We start from the raw sequence: 15,891 nt of genomic DNA on the forward strand, positions 1-15,891 counted from the left end.
GTCCGCGGAACTACGCGAACAGCGCCCGGCCCCACCAGTCGTCCTTGTCGCGGACGCCCGGCGGAATGGCGAACAGGGCCGAGCTCACGTGCTGGATGTACTCGTTGAGCCCGTCGTTCTTGGAGAGGTTGCGCTGGATCGGGACGAAGCCCTTGCGGACGTCCCGCTGGTAGGCGAGGAAGAACAGGCCCGCGTCGAGCCGGCCCAGCCCGTCCGATCCGTCGGTGAAGGAGTAGCCGCGGCGCAGGATCGTGGCACCGCTGTTGGTGTCCGGGTGCGCCAGGCGCACGTGCGCCTCCGGCTTCATCGCCTTCAGGAACGGCTCGTCGCGCTCCTTCGACTTGCCGACCGGGGCGCCCTCGCCCTTGTCCCGGCCGAAGATGTCCTCCTGCTCCTGGAGCGGAGTACGGTCCCAGGTCTCGATGTGCATGCGGATGCGGCGGGCGACCAGGTACGAGCCGCCGGCCATCCACGCCGAGCCGTCCTTGGCCTCGTCCCCGACCCAGACGAACTTGTCGAGGGCGGCGTCGTCGGTGCCCGAGATGTTCCGGGTGCCGTCCTTGAAGCCCATCATGTTGCGCGGGGTCTGTTCGTCCGGGGTGGTGGACGAGGTCTTGCCGAAGCCGAGCTGCGACCAGCGCACCGCCACCTTGCCGAAGCCGATGCGGGCGAGCTGGCGGATGGCGTGCACCGCGACCTGCGGGTCGTCCGCGCAGGCCTGCACGCACAGGTCGCCGCCGCTCTTGGCGGGGTCGAGGTTGTCGCCGGGGAACTGCTCCAGGTCGACCAGGGCCTCGGGGCGCCTGCCCTCCAGGCCGAACCGGTCCTTGGCGAAGAGCGAGGCGCCGAAGCCGACGGTCAGGGTCAGCCGGGACGGCTTGAGGCCGAGGGCCTCGCCGGTGTCGTCCGGCGGGGCCTCGGGGAGGCCGCCGACGGCGCCCTCGCCGACGGGCAGCCCGGCGGTCATCCGCTCGGCCGCCCGCGTCCAGTCCTTGAGGAGCTGGACGAGCTCGGCGCGGTCCTTCGTCTTCACGTCGAAGGCGGCGAAGTGCAGCCGGTCCTGGACGGCGGAGGAGATGCCGGCCTGGTGCTTGCCGTGGAAGGGTACCGAGGAGCCGCTGAGCGCGGCCGGTACGGGGTCGCCGTCGCCGGTCAGCGCCGCGACGGTGCCGCCCGCCGCGGCGGCGCCGAGCGCGAGCCCGGCACCGCCCCAGCCGAGTACGGACCGGCGCGACGGTCCGCCGCCGGCGGCCGTGGCGGAGTCGGCGGAGTCGGCCGGCTCGGCGGCCTCGGCGCCCGGGCCGGTGGTGCTGGTGTCGTCAGACATGGTCCGTACTCCTGATCACGCGTTACTTGGCGACGGCCGCGGCGAGCTTGGACAGCGGCTCACCGAGGGCGCTGACGGCGTCCGACAGTTCCTTGCGCTGGTCCTGGCCGACCGTGTCGTACGCCGTGAAGTCGTAGCCGTTCTTGTCGGCGCGGTACTTGTCGAGCAGCGTGTTCATCGCGGCGAACTGCTTGTCCAGCTCCGCGGACAGGGCCGGGTCGTTCTTCGCGGCGACCGGCTTCAGCAGCTCGTAGGCCTTCTGGGCGCCCTCGACGTTGGCCTTGAAGTCGACCAGGTCGGTGTGGCTGTAGCGCTCTTCCTCACCGGTGACCTTGCCGCTGGCGACCTCGTCCAGCAGCTCCTTGGCACCGTTGGCCATCGAGGTGGGGGTGATCTCCGCCTGGCCGACCTTCTTCTGCCATTCGGTGAGGTCGGTCATGAGCTGGTCGGCGAGCTTCTTCTCGTCGTCGCCGATCTTCTTGTCGGCGAACAGGGCCTTCTCCAGGCGGTGCCAGCCGGTCCAGTCCTTCGCCGGGTCCTGGCCGGCCTCCAGGCCGTCCTCGCGGACGTCGACCTTGGGGTCGATGTCGCCGAAGGACTCGGCGACCGGCTCGGTGCGCTCCCAGCCGATGCGGGACACGGCGTACGCCTTCTTGGCGGCCTCGATGTCGCCGGCCTTGACCGCGTCCGCGAAGGCCTGCGCCTTGGGGAGGGTCTCGTCGGCCTGCGCCTGCACGTACTTGCGGTACTCGGCGACCGCGGCGTCCAGCTCGGGGCTGCGCTTCTCGACGGCGCCGCCGCCGGTGGCCTTGACCTTCTGGCGGATGCCGTCGCCCTTCATGCCGGGCTTGCAGGCGATCTCGTAGTCGCCGGCCTTGATCTCGGCGGTGATGGAAGCCTTGGTGCCGGGGCCGATGTTCTCGCGCTCGGCGACGATGCGGTCGTCCGGGAAGAGGACGTAGACCTCGGTGACCTTGGAGCCCTTGTTCTCGACCTCGAGGGTGACCTTGCCGGCCGGGAACTCCGTCTTGGAGACCTCGCACGCGCTGTCGGAGGCGGCGATCTTGACGGCCCCGTCGCCGCTGCCGCCCTTCTCGGCGCAGCCGGTGACGGCGGTGAGCGCGGCCACGGCGGCGACCGCGGTGAGGACGTTGAGGCGGGCGGGACGCATGCGGGCTCCTGGCTGTCTGGCGTTCGGCATACGGCCGCCCCGATCGGGAGGGCGGCCGGTGAGGCGGACCTAACTTAACCGAGGCTTACCTGACTCATGCCCGCGCGTCCAGTGATTCAGCGCACACGCCGGGCCGCCGGACACGGCGCCGTCACGGGGTCTCCAGGGCCAACCCATGGGAAGGTCAAGCGGAGGTCAAGCCGGCGTGGTTGTTCCGTAGGGCGCAACGGCCGTCGTCCCCGACGGCGGACGGCTCGGCCCCCCGTACGGGCAGCACAAGCGGAACCCCGGTACGCGGATGGGGCAGCACCTCCACGGGCTGCCGGTAGACCCGGCTCAGGAGCTCGTCCTCGAACACCTCGGCCGGCGGGCCGTCCGCCGCGATCCGCCCGCCGTGCAGTACGGCGACCCGGTCGGCGTACGCGGCGGCCAGGCCCAGGTCGTGCAGGACGACGACGACCGCGTCCCCGGCCGCGGCCCGCTCCCGGCAGATCCGCAACACCAGCTCCTGGTGGCGCAGGTCCAGGGCCGCGGTGGGTTCGTCGAGCAGCAGCAGCGGGGCCTGTTGGGCCAGTACGCGGGCCAGTGCGACCCGGGCCCGTTCGCCGCCGGAGAGCGCGGAGAAGGGGCGGGCGGCGAAGCCGGCCACCTCCGTGGCGGCCATGGCGGCGGCCACCGCCTCCTCGTCGCAGTCGGCGCGCGGGGTGCCGGCCCAGGGGGCGCGGCCCATCCGTACGACCTCCTCGACCGGGAACGGGAAGGACATCTCGGCCGACTGGGGGAGCACGGACCGGCGCAGGGCCAGATCCGGGGCCGCCCACTCGCCCACCGGACGCCCGTCGATCCGTACGAGCCCTTCGGCGGCGGGCAGATCGGCCGACAGGGCGGCCAGCAGCGTGGACTTGCCGGCGCCGTTCGGGCCGACCAGGGCCAGCACCTCGCCGGCCCGGGCGGTCAGGTCGATCCCGGCCAGCACCTCGCGCTCGCCGAGCCGGACGCGCAGGCCGACGGCCTCGGCGAAGGCGGCGCCGGGCGCCGGCCGGGCGGGAACGCCGCGCCCGCCGCGCCGCGGGAACGGGAAGCGGGGGAACGGGATGCTCATGCCCAGCCCCCCTGCTTGCGGCGGGTGCGGCGCAGCAGCCAGAAGAAGAAGGGGCTGCCGATCAGCGCGGTCAGCACCCCGAGCGGCAGCTCGGCGGGCCGGGCGATGGTCCGGGCGGCCAGATCGCCCGCCAGCAGGACCACGGCGCCGGCCAGTGCGCTGCCCGGGACCAGGAAGCGGTGGCCCGGGCCGTTCGCCATGCGCAGCAGGTGCGGGACGAGCAGCCCGACGAAGGTGATGACGCCGGCCACGGCGACGGCGGCCGCGGTGAGCAGCGCGACGACGAGGATGAGCGCGAGGCGCAGCCGCTCCACGTCCACGCCGAGGTGGCGGGCGGGCCGTTCGCCGAGGGAGAGCAGGTCCAGCTTGCGGGCGTGGAAGGGGGCGATCAGCAGCCCGGCGAGCGCGCAGGGCAGCACGGCGAGCACCTTGGGCCAGGTGGCCTGGGCGAGGGAGCCGAGCTGCCAGAAGGTGATCTGGTTGACCTGGCCGCTGTCCGCGAAGAAGACGAACAGGCCGATCAGGGCGCCGGCGAAGGCGTTGACGGCGATGCCGGTGAGGATGAGGGTGACGACCTCGGTCCTGCCCCCGTTGCGGGAGAGGAGGTAGACGGAGCCGACGGTGACGAGCCCGGCGACGAACGCGCAGGCGGTGATGGTCCAGTTGCCGAGGAAGCCGAGCCCGAGCCCGATGGCGGCCACCGCGCCGACGGCCGCGCCCGCGGAGATCCCGATGACTCCGGGCTCGGCGAGCGGATTCCCGAACACCCCCTGCATCAGGGCCCCCGCGCAGCCCAGGCTGGCGCCGACGAGCAGCGCGAGCACGACGCGGGGGAGCCGTACGTTCCACAGCACGCTCTCGCCGACCCGGTCGAGCGGGGCCCCGCCGAGCCCGAGGCGGTGCGCCGCGGAGCCGAGCACGTCGCCCACGGGGATCCCGTAGGCCCCGACCCCGGCGGACACCAGGGCCAGCCCGGCGAGGAGCACGACGAGCCCCGCGATCAGCAGGGCACCGGTCCGGCTCCGGGGCGCCCCGGTCGCCGCCTGTGCATCCGGCCCATCCGGCCCATCCGGCGCATCCGGCCCTGCCGGTGTTCCGGGCGCGGGAGTTCGGGGGCCGGTGTCCGTCAGCGTGCCGCTGTCCTGTTCCCTCACGTCACGCGGTCTTTCCGTACAGCTGGGAGATCAGCGAGCGCAGCACCTGGTCGGTGCGCGGGCCGTAGTTCAGCAGGACCCCGTCGTCGACGGTGACGACCCTGCGGTCCATCCCCGCCGGGGTCTGGGCCACGCCCGGGATCTTCACCAGGCCGTCCGTGCCGCCCACGGACTCCAGCCCCTTGGACATGACCAGGATCGCGTCGGGCGCGGCGGCCGCCAGCGCCTCGCTCGTGATGGGGGTGAAGTCCTTGCCGAGCCCCGACTCCTTGCCCGTGTCCACCGCGCCGGCCGCTTCGAGCAGCGAGGCCACGCCCGAGTCGGAGCCGCCGAGCAGGTACACGGAGGCGGTGCCGCGCAGGTAGAGAAAGGCCACCCGGGGCTTCTTGCCGGAGGTCGCGGAGGCGGGGATGGCCTTGCGGGCGGCGGCGATCCGCTCGGCGGTGCGCTCGTTCAGCCGGGCCCCGGCCTCCTTGACGCCGAGCGCGGCGGCGATCGCCTCGATCCGCTTCGGTACGTCGTCCAGGGATGTGGCCGGGGCCACCACCAGCAGCGGGATGCCCGCGTCGCGGATCTGCCGGATCGCCTCGGCCGGGCCGGAGGTGGTCTCGGCCAGTACCAGCGTCGGGCGCAGCGACAGCACGCTCTCGGCCGAGACGTCATGGCCCCGGGTCACCACCGGCAACTGCGCGGCCTGTTCGAAGGTGGCCGTGATGTCGCGGGCGACGACCTGCGGGCCGAGGCCCAGGGTCTGGACGATCTCGTTCAGGCTGCCGCTCAGCGGGACGATCCGGTCCGCCGCCGTCACCGTCACCTGGCGGCCGTCCGCCGATGCCGCGGTGACCGGGAGGGCGGGCAGCGGCGCGGGGGCGAGCGGTTCCACCCGGTCCGGCGCGGCGGCCGGGCGGGCGGCGGTGCCGGCCCCGGCACCGGTGGCGGAGGTGCCTGCGCAACCCGTCAGGGCGGCCAGGGCCAGCGCGGAGAAGGTGACCGCAAGGGCAAGGGCGCGGCGGGGGAAGCGGGTTGACGCGGCGGGCGTAGGCACGAAGGCACCGTCCTGATCGTCCGGCTGGGGGTGTGGGGTTCCAGGCTGCGAGGTTCCAGGGAACCGGGGGTTCCCCTCTGACTGGAGGTAGCTTAGGTTAGCCTAACCTTATTAACCAGCCCTGGGAGGGGACGAACATGCCTGCAAGACCCGCTCGCGCGTCGGCAGTCGCCCTGTTGGCAACCCTGGCGGCCTTGCTCGGCGCCCTGTTCCCGGCCACCGCCGCCCATGCGGCCGGCCGCACCGTACAAGGGGGCCGGCTCGACTGGGGCATCAAATCGTCCTTCCAGAGTTATGTCACCGGTCCCGTCGCGAAAGGCGCTTTCAAGCTGAAGAACGGAGCCGCCACGGCCGGCGGCAGCCTGTTCCGCTTCCACTCGGCCACCGGCTCCTACGACCCGGACTCCGGCGCGTTCGAGGCGGCCTTCAGCGGCGGCGTCGGCTTCCAGGGCCACCAGAAGCCGGACGGCACGTACGAGCTGGACCTGACGGTCAGCCGCCCCACCGTCAAGATCGACGGCGGTCGCGGCACCCTCTACGCGGACGTCTCCAGCAAGGCCAAGGACACCGGAGCGGTCACCACCCAGACCCAGGTCCCCTTCGCCACGCTCGGTCTGGGCGGGGTCGACATGGCGGGCGGCGGCAGCCCGATCGCGCTGACCAACATCCCGGCCACCCTCACCGAGCAGGGCGCCAAGGCCTTCGCCGGCTACTACTCGGCGGGCGCGCAGCTCGACCCGGTCTCGCTCTCCGTGGACGTCAAGGCCCCGGCCGCCGAGACCGCGCCCTCCGCGAGCGCGCCGGCGCAGCCCTCGCAGGATCCGCAAGCCCCCCAGGGCGCGTTCGTCGACGCCGCGGTCGACTGGGGCGTGCGCCGTACGTTCCGCGAGTACGTCACCGGCTCCATCGGCCAGGGCAAGTGGACCCTCGCCGAGGGGGCCCGGGACGGCGGCGCGCTGTTCCGCTTCCCGCAGGGCAAGGGCACGTACGACGACCGGAAGGGCACCCTTGACGCCGCCTTCGCCGGCACGGTCCACTTCACCGGCGCCCATCTCGACCTGAAGCTCGGCAAGCTGAGCGTCAAGGTGGAGAACGGCAAGGGAGTCCTGTCCGCCGACGTCACCACGGGCACCGAGACGAAGAACGCCGTCCCGCTCGTCGAGTTCGACGCCAAGGGGCTGAAGACCGAGGGCGCGCTCGCCACCCTCGCCGAAGCCCCCGCCACCCTCACCGAGGGCGGCGCGCAGGCCTTCAACTCCATGTACAAGCCCGGCACCGAGATGGACCCCGTCTCGCTCTCCGTCGCGCTGGACGCCACCGCGAAACTGCCGGCCCTGCCCGACCTGGGCTCGACGGCCCCGCCCGCCGCACCGGCGACCTCCGGGCCGTCGCCCGCCCCCGCCGCGAAGGCCGAGGAGTCCTCGAACGCCGGCCTGTACGCCGCCCTCGGCGTGGCCGTCCTGGTCCTGGCCGCCGGCGCCGTCTTCCTGTTCCTCCGCCGCAACCGCGGCGCGGAGGCCGCGGACGGGGCGGATGCCGCGGACGCGCCGACCTCGCAGCCCTGACCCGCACCTTCCTTGCCTCTCCCCGCCTCGCCCCGCCCCCGCCCGTCACCCCCGTTGCCTTTCAGGAGGCCTTCGCCATGCCCTCGTCCCACCGCCGTTCGCTCGCGCTCGCCGCTGCCGTCGCCACCGCAGCCGCACTCGGCGCCACCGCCTTCGTCCTGCCCGCGACGGCGGTGGGCGGCGGGCAGGCCTCCGCGGCCGTCGCCTCCGCGCCGATGCCGATCGTGAACGGCACCCTCGACTGGGGAGTCCTGGCGAGCTACCGCTCGTACGTCCTGAACATCGCGAAGGGCACGATCACCCCGGCGGACGGGGCCACCCTGAACGCGGACGGCACCTTCCGCTTCACCTCGGCGACCGGCCGGTACGACAAGGACGGCGGGCACATCGTGACCGCCGCCTTCAAGGGCAGCGTCACCTTCGACGCCCCCATGCACGGCTTCAAGCTGACCCTCGCCAACCTCCGCTTCGACACGGGCACGAAGAAGCTGACCGCCGACGTCACCAAGAACGGCACCCTCACCCCCGATGTCCCCATGGCCGACGTGGCCTTCGGCGGGCAGTCCATGGACAAGCTCGGCACCACCCTCACCAAGGAAGCGGCGGGCCAGCTCGGTTCGGACAAGTACGTCGGCCTGGCCGGCGACCCGCTCACGGCCGCCCTGCAGTTCGGGCAGCCGTCCCCCTCCGGCTCCCCGTCCTCGTCCCCCTCCCCGTCCGTGACACCGTCGCCGTCCGGTTCCACCAGCCCCTCCGCGACCCCGTCGAACTCCGTGACCCCCTCGCAGGGCGCGAGCTCCCCCGCGGCCGACGGGCCGCAGCAGCTCCTCGGCGGCCGGCTCACCTGGGGCGTGAAGGAAGGTTTCCGCTCGTACGTGGTGAAGGGCGGCGGCTCGGTCACCCCGGCCGACGGGGCGGTCGCGAGCGGCGACACCTTCGCCTTCTCCCTCGGCAAGGGCGAGCTCGACGTCAAGAAGCAGAAGCTGAGCGCCACGTTCGCCGGCAACCTGCGCTTCCAGCGCGCCGACCACGGCGTCGACATGACCTTCGCCAATGTGCGCATCACCGCCGAGGGGAAGAAGGGCACCCTCGTCCTGGACGTCAAGTCGCCCACCGCCACCAAGGCGAACGTCCCCTTCGCCACGCTCGACTTGTCGAAGGCCGAGTACCGGACCTCGGGCGGCCTGCTCACCCTGAACGCCGTCCCGGCCGCCTTCACCGCCGAGGGCGCGGCCGCCATCGGCGCCCCGAGCGCGGACTACGCCGAGGGCAAGCCGACCGACCCCGTCACCCTCTCGGTCTCCGTGGACAAGGACGTGGCCATCCCCACCACGGCGCCCACCGGAACCTCCACGTCCACCACTGGCGGTACGGGCGGCACCGTGGGCGGTGGCGGCACGGTCGGCGGGAACCTCGCCAGCACCGGCGCCGAAGTCCCGGCCGGAGCGCTGCTCGCCACCTCCGGCGCGGTCGTCGCGGCCGGCGCCGGAGCCGTCTTCCTCGCCCGCAGGCGGCGCGCGGCCCAGATCTGAACCGTGTTTCAATTTCCCGCGTGAACGATCTCGATGTGCTCAAGGTCTTCTGCGCGGGCGACGGGCGGCACGGCAACCTGCTCGGCGTCGTCCGTGACGGCCGGACCTGCCCCGACGACGCGTCGAGGCAGGCGCTGGCCGCCGAACTCGGCTACAGCGAGACGGTGTTCGTCGACGACCCCGAGCGCGGGGTCGTCGACATCCGCACCCCCGGCACGCGGATGTCCTTCGCCGGCCATCCGCTGGTCGGGGTCGCCTGGCTGCTGGACGTCGAGGAGCTCCAGCCGCCGGCCGGCTCCGTATGGGCGCGTGACGACGGGGAGTTCACCTGGATCACCGCCCTCCCCGAGTGGGTCGAGGGGAAGCGCACCGAGCAGTACGCCAGCCCCGCCGAGGTCGACGCGCTGCCCGCGCCGCCGCCCGGCGAGGGCTGGCTGTACGCCTGGGCCTGGGAGGACGAGGCCGCGGGCCGCGTCCGGGCCCGCGGCTTCCCGCGCCGCCCCGACGGGGTCATCGCCGAGGACGAGGCCACCGGATCGGCCGCGATCCTGCTGACCGCCGAGCTGAACAGGGCCCTGAACATCACCCAGGGCGCGGGCTCCCAGATCCTCACCGCGCCGGGCCCGGACGGCACCGTCGAGATCGGCGGGCGCGTCCGCTTCGCGAAGCTGCCGCCGCCGCGCACCGCATAGGCGCGCACCGAGCAGGCACGAACTGAGTAGGTGCGCACACCCGATTGAGTACCTCCGCGCTGGGGGCGCGGGGCCGTGGGGCGGTTCCATGGCTGCATGAACACGCAATCCAGCGCAGGCTGGCCGCCGCCGCAGTCGTACGCGCACCCGCACCCCGGCGAGACGCGGCGGTGGCTGCTGGTCCCCGCGCTCTTCACGGCGCTGACGCTGGTGGCCGCGGGCCTCGGCTACGCGTCCTCGTACCTGCCGAGCTGCCCGCTCTGGTTCTCGCTCCCGTACCTGGTCCCGCTGGGCCTGACGGCCCTCGCCTGGCGGCGGCCCCGGACCCCGGCGCAGCGTACGAGCCGCATCGTGGCGGGCAGCATCGGCGCCGGACTCGCCCTCTTCTGCGCCAAGGCCATCGAGACCGTGCTCATGTTCGTCGCCCTGGCCCTCTGGCTGATCCACGGCGACTGACGGCGGGGCGGATACGGCGGCACCCCCGGGACCGCTCGGTGCCGGGGGTGCCGTGTCGTGCGCGTACGGGGGAAGGGGAGAGGGCGGGTCAGGCGCTCAGCGGGAACTCCGCGCCCAGCTCCCGGAAGACCGCGCCGTTGAAGTCGAAGGCGCGCTTGCACTCGTCGATGATGCGCTGCTTCTCCAGGTCGTCCGCGGCGATCGCGTCCAGCAGCTCGCGGTAGGTCCGCTTGAAGGCCGCGGGGTTGGAGATGCCCGCGAAGACGTAGAACCGGACTCCGTCGCCCTTGCGCGTGAAGCCCCAGGTCCGCTCGGCCTTGTCGCGGATGATCTGGCCGCCCGAGAGGTCGCCCAGGTAGCGGGTGTAGTGGTGGGCGACGTACCCGCCGGGCCAGCCCGCCGCGCACTCGGCCACGCGGCCCGCGTAGGCCTCGGTCGCGGGCAGCGCGACCAGCGTCTCACGCCACGACGGACCCCGCAGGTGCGCCAGGTCGCGCTCGATCTCGGCCACGCGCATCAGCTCGGGCCGTATGAACGGGCCCGCCACCGGATCGTCCTTCAGGGACTCGGCCGCGTCCTCCAGGGCCCGGTACACGAACCACAGCTGCTCGGTGTAGCGCGTGTACGCGTCCACCCCGAGCCGGCCGCCGAGCAGGTCGCTCATGAAGGTCGAGGTCTCCGCCTCGGTGTGCTGCTCGTGCGACGCGACACGGATGACCGTAGAGAAGGCGTCCAAGACAATCCTCCGAAGACGGGGCGAGGAACAACGGGCCCGGCGGGCGTGACGGCACGGCCGCCACGCCCGATCCTCGCGCTTAGGGTTACCTAAGTCAATGTCTTCCCGACGCCTTGTCGGTAAAACTCCCCCGGCGGACTTTTGGGAGGAGCTTTTCCGGTGAGCCGCTACGGAAGGGTGAGGATCTCGGCGCCCGTGTCCGTCACCACCAGTGTGTGCTCGAACTGCGCGGTGCGCTTGCGGTCCTTCGTCACGACGGTCCAGCCGTCCGCCCACATGTCGTACTCGTGGGTGCCCAGGGTCAGCATCGGCTCGATCGTGAAGGTCATCCCGGGCTCGATGACGGTCGTCGCGTGCGGGCTGTCGTAGTGCGGGATGATCAGGCCGGAGTGGAAGGACGAGTTGATGCCGTGCCCGGTGAAGTCCCGGACCACGCCGTAGCCGAAGCGCTTCGCGTACGACTCGATGACCCGGCCGATCACGTTGATCTGGCGGCCCGGCTTGACGGCCTTGATGGCGCGGTTCAGGGCCTCGCGGGTGCGCTCCACCAGCAGGCGCGACTCCTCGTCCACCTCGCCGCACAGGTAGGTGGCGTTGTTGTCGCCGTGCACGCCGCCGATGAACGCGGTGACGTCGAGGTTCACGATGTCGCCGTCGCGCAGGACGGTGGAGTCGGGGATGCCGTGGCAGATGACCTCGTTCACCGAGGAGCACAGGGACTTGGGGAAGCCCCGGTAGCCCAGCGTCGACGGGTAGGCGCCGTGGTCGCACATGTACTCGTGCGCGACCCGGTCCAGCTCGTCGGTGGTCACCCCCGGGGCGATCAGCTTGGCGGCCTCTTCCATCGCCTGGGCGGCGATCCGGCCGGCGATGCGCATGGCCTCGATGGTCGCGGCGGACTGCACCTCCGGTCCGGTGTACGGAGTGGGCGCGGGCTTGCCCACGTACTCGGGCCGGCGGATGTTTCCGGGAACGGAACGGGCGGGAGAGAGCTCGCCTGGTACGAGCAGCGACTGGCCAGACATGCAAGCGAGTGTATCCAGCGGGGATGGGGCAGCATGGCGGCAGAGAGTGGTATCGAGAGGAGCCCGAAGACGATGGCCCTGTTCAAGAAGCGTCAGGTGGGCAAAGCCGGCGAGTGGTACTACTGCCTGGTCCACCACAAGGTCGAGGAAGGCCCGGACTGCCCGGCGAAGGACCGTTTCGGCCCGTACTCCACGCCGGAGGAGGCCGCCCACGCCATGGAGACGGCGCAGGAGCGCAACCTCGAATGGCAGAACGACCCCAAGTGGAACGACAAGTCCCGCGAAGAGGGCGAGGGCACGAGCGCGCCGTAGGACTGCAGGACTGAAGGACTGAGGGACTGCGACTTCATGGCCGTACGGCTTGTACGGCGCATGGCCGCGGGCTCGGCGGCGCGAGGTCTCGCCGCCTACCAGCGGCTGGGCGGCGGGGCGGTCAGCTGGTCGGCCAGCCGCGCCAGCCGGTCCCGCAGCCGCCGCGGCCCGCGCTGCACCGGCAGGCTGTTCTCCCCGGCCGCCGCCCCGACCAGGTGCTGCACCGTGTCAAGGTCCGGCTCGCCCGCGCCCTCCCGTACGGACAGGGCGTCGTGCGCGAGCGCGGCGAGATCCGGATCCCCGCCGTCCAGCGACAGTACGGTCGCTCCCGCGCGCCGGGCGTCGTGCACCCGCTCCAGCAGCCCCGCCCCGGGCCGGTCCGGGGCCACCACCAGCAGCGTGTGCCCGCGCCGCGCCGCCTCCAGCCGGCCCAGCCCCACCGACAGGTGCGGCGGCTGCCCCGGCCGCACCCGGTGCCGTACGAGCGTGGGCGCCAGCTCCGCCAGCCCGGACCAGGCGGCCTCGTCCACCAGGTGCGCCGCCAGATGCCAGGGCTCGTAACCCTCGGTCCCCACCAGCAGCAGGTTCCCCCCGGCCGGCACGACCGACTGGCGCAGCGAGCCGGCGAAGCGGCGCGCGGCGCCGGGCCACTGCGTTCCGGCGAGCACCTCGCGCAGCAGCGCGACCCTCACGGCGTCCATACCGGCATCCTGCCGCAGGAAAGGGGCCTACGGGGGCACTTCGCCCGGCTTCGCCCGATGGTGGCGGCTCATGTCCGTTCGCCTCTCGGGATCACGGCATTACCCTCGCCCCCATGACCTCCACAGACAGCACTCAGAATCCGCCCGCCCCGGCAGCGGCGAAGGCGCCGGCCAAGGACCCGTGGGACCTGCCCGACGTCTCCGGCCTCGTCGTCGGCGTCCTCGGCGGCACCGGCGACCAGGGCCGGGGCCTGGCCTACCGGCTCGCCCGGGCCGGCCAGAAGGTGATCATCGGCTCCCGCGCCGCCGACCGCGCGCAGAGCGCCGCCGAGGAGCTGGGCCTCGGCGTGGAGGGCGCGGACAACGCCGAGTGCGCGCGCCGCAGCGACATCGTGATCATCGCGGTGCCGTGGGAGGGCCACGCCAAGACCCTCGAAGCGCTGCGCGAGGACCTCGTGGGCAAGCTCGTGGTGGACTGCGTCAACCCGCTGGGCTTCGACAAGCAGGGCGCGTACGCGCTGCAGGTCGAGGAGGGCAGCGCGGCCCAGCAGGCCGCCGCCCTCCTCCCCGACTCCCGCGTGACGGCGGCCTTCCACCACCTCTCGGCGGTCCTGCTCCAGGACGAGTCGGTCGAGGAGATCGACACCGACGTGATGGTCCTCGGCGAGGTCCGCGCCGACACCGACATCGTCCAGGCCCTGGCCGCCCGCATCCCGGGCATGCGCGGGGTCTTCGCGGGCCGCCTGCGCAACGCCCACCAGGTCGAGTCCCTGGTGGCCAACCTCATCTCCACCAACCGCCGCTACAAGGCCCACACCGGCCTGCGCGTCACGGACGTCTGATCCCGCCCGCCCCCTGCGCCCGGCGTCGGCCGGGCGCAGGGGGCGGGCGTCAGCCCCGGCGGCCGGCGCGCGCCTCGACCGGGCCCAGGTGCGCCACGACCCCCTGGTAGAAGCGGTCCACGGCCTCGTCGACGCTGCGGATGAAGCCGGACTCCGTATTGCCGCGGGTGTTGCCCATGCCCTTGATCAGCGACAGCCGGAACCCGGTGGGGGCAGCGCCGCCCCTGGGCAGCAGGTCGCCCGGCTCGGGACGCAGCCGCTCCAGGGTGCCGCGCGGCCCGTTCCCGGCCTCGACCAGGCTCTCCACGTGCAGGTCCGCCGGGGCCTCGGCCAGCAGCCGGACCAGCCGCTTCACCGTGGTCAGCGGGTACGAGCCCGCCGGCGCCGGCACGTCCACGCAGGTGCGGACCTTGCCCGTCCGCAGATCGGCGGTCACCGCGATGACGCTGCTCGTCCCGTCGACGCGCAGCTCCGCGGTGAGCCGCCCGTCCAGGCACAGCTTCTGTGCGGCGGCCGTGCGGCGCGCCTGCGGATCGCTGCCGCGCCGCACGCGCTGCACCGGCAGCGCCTTCTGCCCGAGCTCCCCGCCCAGGCGCAGGCAGACCTGGCGGATCAGCCGCTCCCAGCTCTCGACGACCTCGACGGCGCGCGGGTCGTCGCAGGCGAGGGTCTCGTCCTCGATCCCCTTGCGCACGGGCACCCAGGCGGCGCCCATGTTCTGGAAACCGTGGCAGCCCGACTGCTCGTGCCGGAGGTACTCCAGCAGCTCCTGCAGCAACCAGGCGTGCGCGGCGTTGCCCACGCCCTCGTGGCGGATCAGCATCTGGGCCTGGTGGGCCACCTCGGCCCAAGACAGGTGCCAGAGGCTGACCTTGTGCTTGCGCCGCCCGTCGATCTTGACGTCCACCATGGGCGCGCCTTCGAGGGCGACGTCGTTGGAGAGCGTGATCACGGCCTCGTAGCCGCGGCGGGCGGCGATGTCCATGTACTGCTGCACCTGCTCGGGCCTCAGCGGGTTGCCGTTCGTCTTGGTCTCCACCAGCGCCGTCCAGAGCTTCCCGGCGCGCTCGACCCGGATCACCCCGTCCGGGCGGCGCGGGGTCTCGCCGTGGGGGAGGGACACCTCGGTGAAGGTCTGCATCCGTCCGGCGGGGGCGCCGAAGGCGGCGGTGAGGCGGCGGCCGAACTCCGGGACCTGCGCCATGACGGACAGCAGCACGGAGGTGGCGCGCACCTCCCGCTCCTTGTCGCTCTTCAGCGTCGGCACGGGGAACAGCCGGGCCGGGCGCCAGGAGTCGTTCTCGGCGAGCGAGCTCTTGGCCAGCTTGGGCAGGGTGACCTTCTTCTTGGTCGTACGGGGCCCCCGGCCGCGGGTCTGGGCGGGTACGGGGGCGGCCTCGGCGGGGGCCGGGGCCGGGGCCGGGGCGGCCGGCTCGGGCCGCGCGCCGGGCGTCTTCTCCATGGCGGTGGCGTCGGCGGCCGCGCCCGCGCCCCCGGTCTCTCCGCCTTCCTCGCCCGCTTCGCCCTGCCCGGGCTCCTCGGGCTCCTCGGACTCGGGCTCAGGCTCCTCGGACTCGGGTTCGTCGTGCACGGCGATGCCGAAATCGGTGGCCAGACCGGCCAGCCCGGTCTCGTAGCCCTGCCCGACCGCGCGGAACTTCCACTCCTCGCCGCGCCGGTACAGCTCACCGAAGATGAACGCCGTCTCCACGCCCGCGTCGTGGATCGAGAACCCGACCAGGGGTTCGCCTGACCGGTCCGCGACCGTCATCCGCAAGTCGTCCAGGTCGCCGAACCGAGCGCCCCCGTACTGGCTGGCCGCCACCACGATCCGCTCGACCCCCGCGGGCACGGCGGTGAGGTCCACACTGATCCGGTCCTCGTCCCCGCTCCCGGTGGGCGTCTTCCCCAGCAGCTGCACGCTTCCGTCGGCGGCGGCCGGGTTGTTGTAGAAGTAGAAGTCGTTCTCGCTGCGGACCTTGCCGTCCGCGTCCACGAGGAGCACCGAGACGTCGGCGTCGCCGGCCCCCGACACGCTGCTCCAGCTCAGGCTCACGACCACGGCCCCGGCGTCTTCGCTGAGGGCCGTCAGACTGACGTTGGCGCCCTTTGAGATCTCCCGCATGCCCATCCCCCCAGTCGCCCGGCTTCGGCCGTGGCGGACCGTGCAGGCCGGACTGTCGTTCTTCCGTTCCCGGCGACCGTAGCGGCGGGCCGCGCCGAAGATCGGG

General features: G+C 73.0%; 14 protein-coding genes and 1 pseudogene. 6 read left to right on the plus strand and 9 right to left on the minus strand.

Features of this window, described 5'->3' with window-relative positions; all coding sequences use genetic code 11:
• Positions 1 to 10: 10 nt before the first annotated feature.
• The 5 genes and pseudogenes from efeB to ACFYZS_RS22425 all read right to left on the minus strand — a co-directional run bounded on the left by efeB (position 11) and on the right by ACFYZS_RS22425 (position 5,799).
• Positions 11 to 1,327, minus strand: coding sequence for an iron uptake transporter deferrochelatase/peroxidase subunit (gene efeB / locus ACFYZS_RS22405; protein ID WP_389015310.1), 1,317 nt, complete (start codon positions 1,325 to 1,327; stop codon positions 11 to 13).
• Positions 1,328 to 1,349: 22 nt separating this feature from the next.
• Complete coding sequence (gene efeO, locus ACFYZS_RS22410) at positions 1,350 to 2,498, minus strand: iron uptake system protein EfeO (protein WP_389015312.1); 1,149 nt, start codon at positions 2,496 to 2,498, stop codon at positions 1,350 to 1,352.
• A 259-nt stretch (positions 2,499 to 2,757) separates the two neighbouring features.
• Positions 2,758 to 3,600 (minus strand): annotated as a pseudogene (locus tag ACFYZS_RS22415) (heme ABC transporter ATP-binding protein); the annotation flags it as partial.
• Positions 3,597 to 4,730 carry a FecCD family ABC transporter permease gene (locus tag ACFYZS_RS22420; RefSeq protein WP_389015840.1) on the minus strand — a complete coding sequence of 378 codons (1,134 nt, stop codon included), beginning with the start codon at positions 4,728 to 4,730 and terminating at the stop codon, positions 3,597 to 3,599. The pseudogene ACFYZS_RS22415 and the gene ACFYZS_RS22420, both read right to left, overlap by 4 nt.
• A 25-nt stretch (positions 4,731 to 4,755) precedes the next feature.
• Positions 4,756 to 5,799: a hemin ABC transporter substrate-binding protein gene (locus ACFYZS_RS22425; RefSeq protein ID WP_389015314.1), complete on the minus strand. Its 1,044-nt coding sequence runs from the start codon at positions 5,797 to 5,799 to the stop codon at positions 4,756 to 4,758.
• Between the two features lie 137 nt (positions 5,800 to 5,936).
• Between ACFYZS_RS22425 and ACFYZS_RS22430 the strand changes: the two genes are divergently transcribed.
• The 4 genes from ACFYZS_RS22430 (at position 5,937) to ACFYZS_RS22445 (ending at position 10,044) form a co-directional block, all read left to right on the plus strand.
• On the plus strand, positions 5,937 to 7,364 hold the full coding sequence (locus ACFYZS_RS22430) for an HtaA domain-containing protein (protein WP_389015316.1): 1,428 nt from the start codon (positions 5,937 to 5,939) through the stop codon (positions 7,362 to 7,364).
• Between the two features lie 77 nt (positions 7,365 to 7,441).
• The gene (locus ACFYZS_RS22435) at positions 7,442 to 8,896 is read left to right on the plus strand and encodes an HtaA domain-containing protein (RefSeq protein ID WP_389015318.1); all 1,455 of its coding nucleotides are present in this window, start codon (positions 7,442 to 7,444) and stop codon (positions 8,894 to 8,896) included.
• Between the two features lie 20 nt (positions 8,897 to 8,916).
• Positions 8,917 to 9,588 carry a PhzF family phenazine biosynthesis protein gene (locus ACFYZS_RS22440; protein ID WP_389015321.1) on the plus strand — a complete coding sequence of 224 codons (672 nt, stop codon included), beginning with the start codon at positions 8,917 to 8,919 and terminating at the stop codon, positions 9,586 to 9,588.
• Between the two features lie 96 nt (positions 9,589 to 9,684).
• Entirely contained in the window at positions 9,685 to 10,044 is a 360-nt protein-coding gene (locus ACFYZS_RS22445; RefSeq protein WP_389015324.1) for a hypothetical protein, read from the plus strand.
• A gap of 88 nt (positions 10,045 to 10,132) precedes the next feature.
• Here the strand turns inward: ACFYZS_RS22445 and ACFYZS_RS22450 are convergent, their stop codons facing one another.
• Positions 10,133 to 10,780 (minus strand): heme oxygenase (biliverdin-producing), encoded by a 648-nt coding sequence (locus tag ACFYZS_RS22450; RefSeq protein ID WP_389015327.1) that lies wholly within the window; start codon positions 10,778 to 10,780, stop codon positions 10,133 to 10,135.
• 167 nt (positions 10,781 to 10,947) lie between these two features.
• Positions 10,948 to 11,805 (minus strand): type I methionyl aminopeptidase, encoded by an 858-nt coding sequence (map, locus tag ACFYZS_RS22455; RefSeq protein WP_099892814.1) that lies wholly within the window; start codon positions 11,803 to 11,805, stop codon positions 10,948 to 10,950.
• Positions 11,806 to 11,877: 72 nt separating this feature from the next.
• Here map and ACFYZS_RS22460 point away from each other — a divergent pair, with 72 nt between their 5' ends.
• Positions 11,878 to 12,117, plus strand: coding sequence for a hypothetical protein (locus ACFYZS_RS22460; protein ID WP_389015843.1), 240 nt, complete (start codon positions 11,878 to 11,880; stop codon positions 12,115 to 12,117).
• Between the two features lie 95 nt (positions 12,118 to 12,212).
• Here ACFYZS_RS22460 and ACFYZS_RS22465 read toward each other — a convergent pair whose 3' ends face one another.
• On the minus strand, positions 12,213 to 12,818 hold the full coding sequence (locus ACFYZS_RS22465) for a hypothetical protein (RefSeq protein ID WP_389015329.1): 606 nt from the start codon (positions 12,816 to 12,818) through the stop codon (positions 12,213 to 12,215).
• 113 nt (positions 12,819 to 12,931) lie between these two features.
• Here ACFYZS_RS22465 and npdG point away from each other — a divergent pair, with 113 nt between their 5' ends.
• Positions 12,932 to 13,660 carry an NADPH-dependent F420 reductase gene (gene npdG / locus ACFYZS_RS22470; protein ID WP_389015332.1) on the plus strand — a complete coding sequence of 243 codons (729 nt, stop codon included), beginning with the start codon at positions 12,932 to 12,934 and terminating at the stop codon, positions 13,658 to 13,660.
• Positions 13,661 to 13,709: 49 nt separating this feature from the next.
• On the opposite strand, the gene ACFYZS_RS22475 is transcribed toward npdG, so the two are convergent.
• On the minus strand, positions 13,710 to 15,785 hold the full coding sequence (locus ACFYZS_RS22475) for a TerD family protein (protein ID WP_389015334.1): 2,076 nt from the start codon (positions 15,783 to 15,785) through the stop codon (positions 13,710 to 13,712).
• Positions 15,786 to 15,891: the final 106 nt, after the last annotated feature.

The sequence above is a fragment of the Streptomyces sp. NPDC001903 genome (assembly GCF_042891345.1).
Lineage (GTDB): Bacteria > Actinomycetota > Actinomycetes > Streptomycetales > Streptomycetaceae > Streptomyces.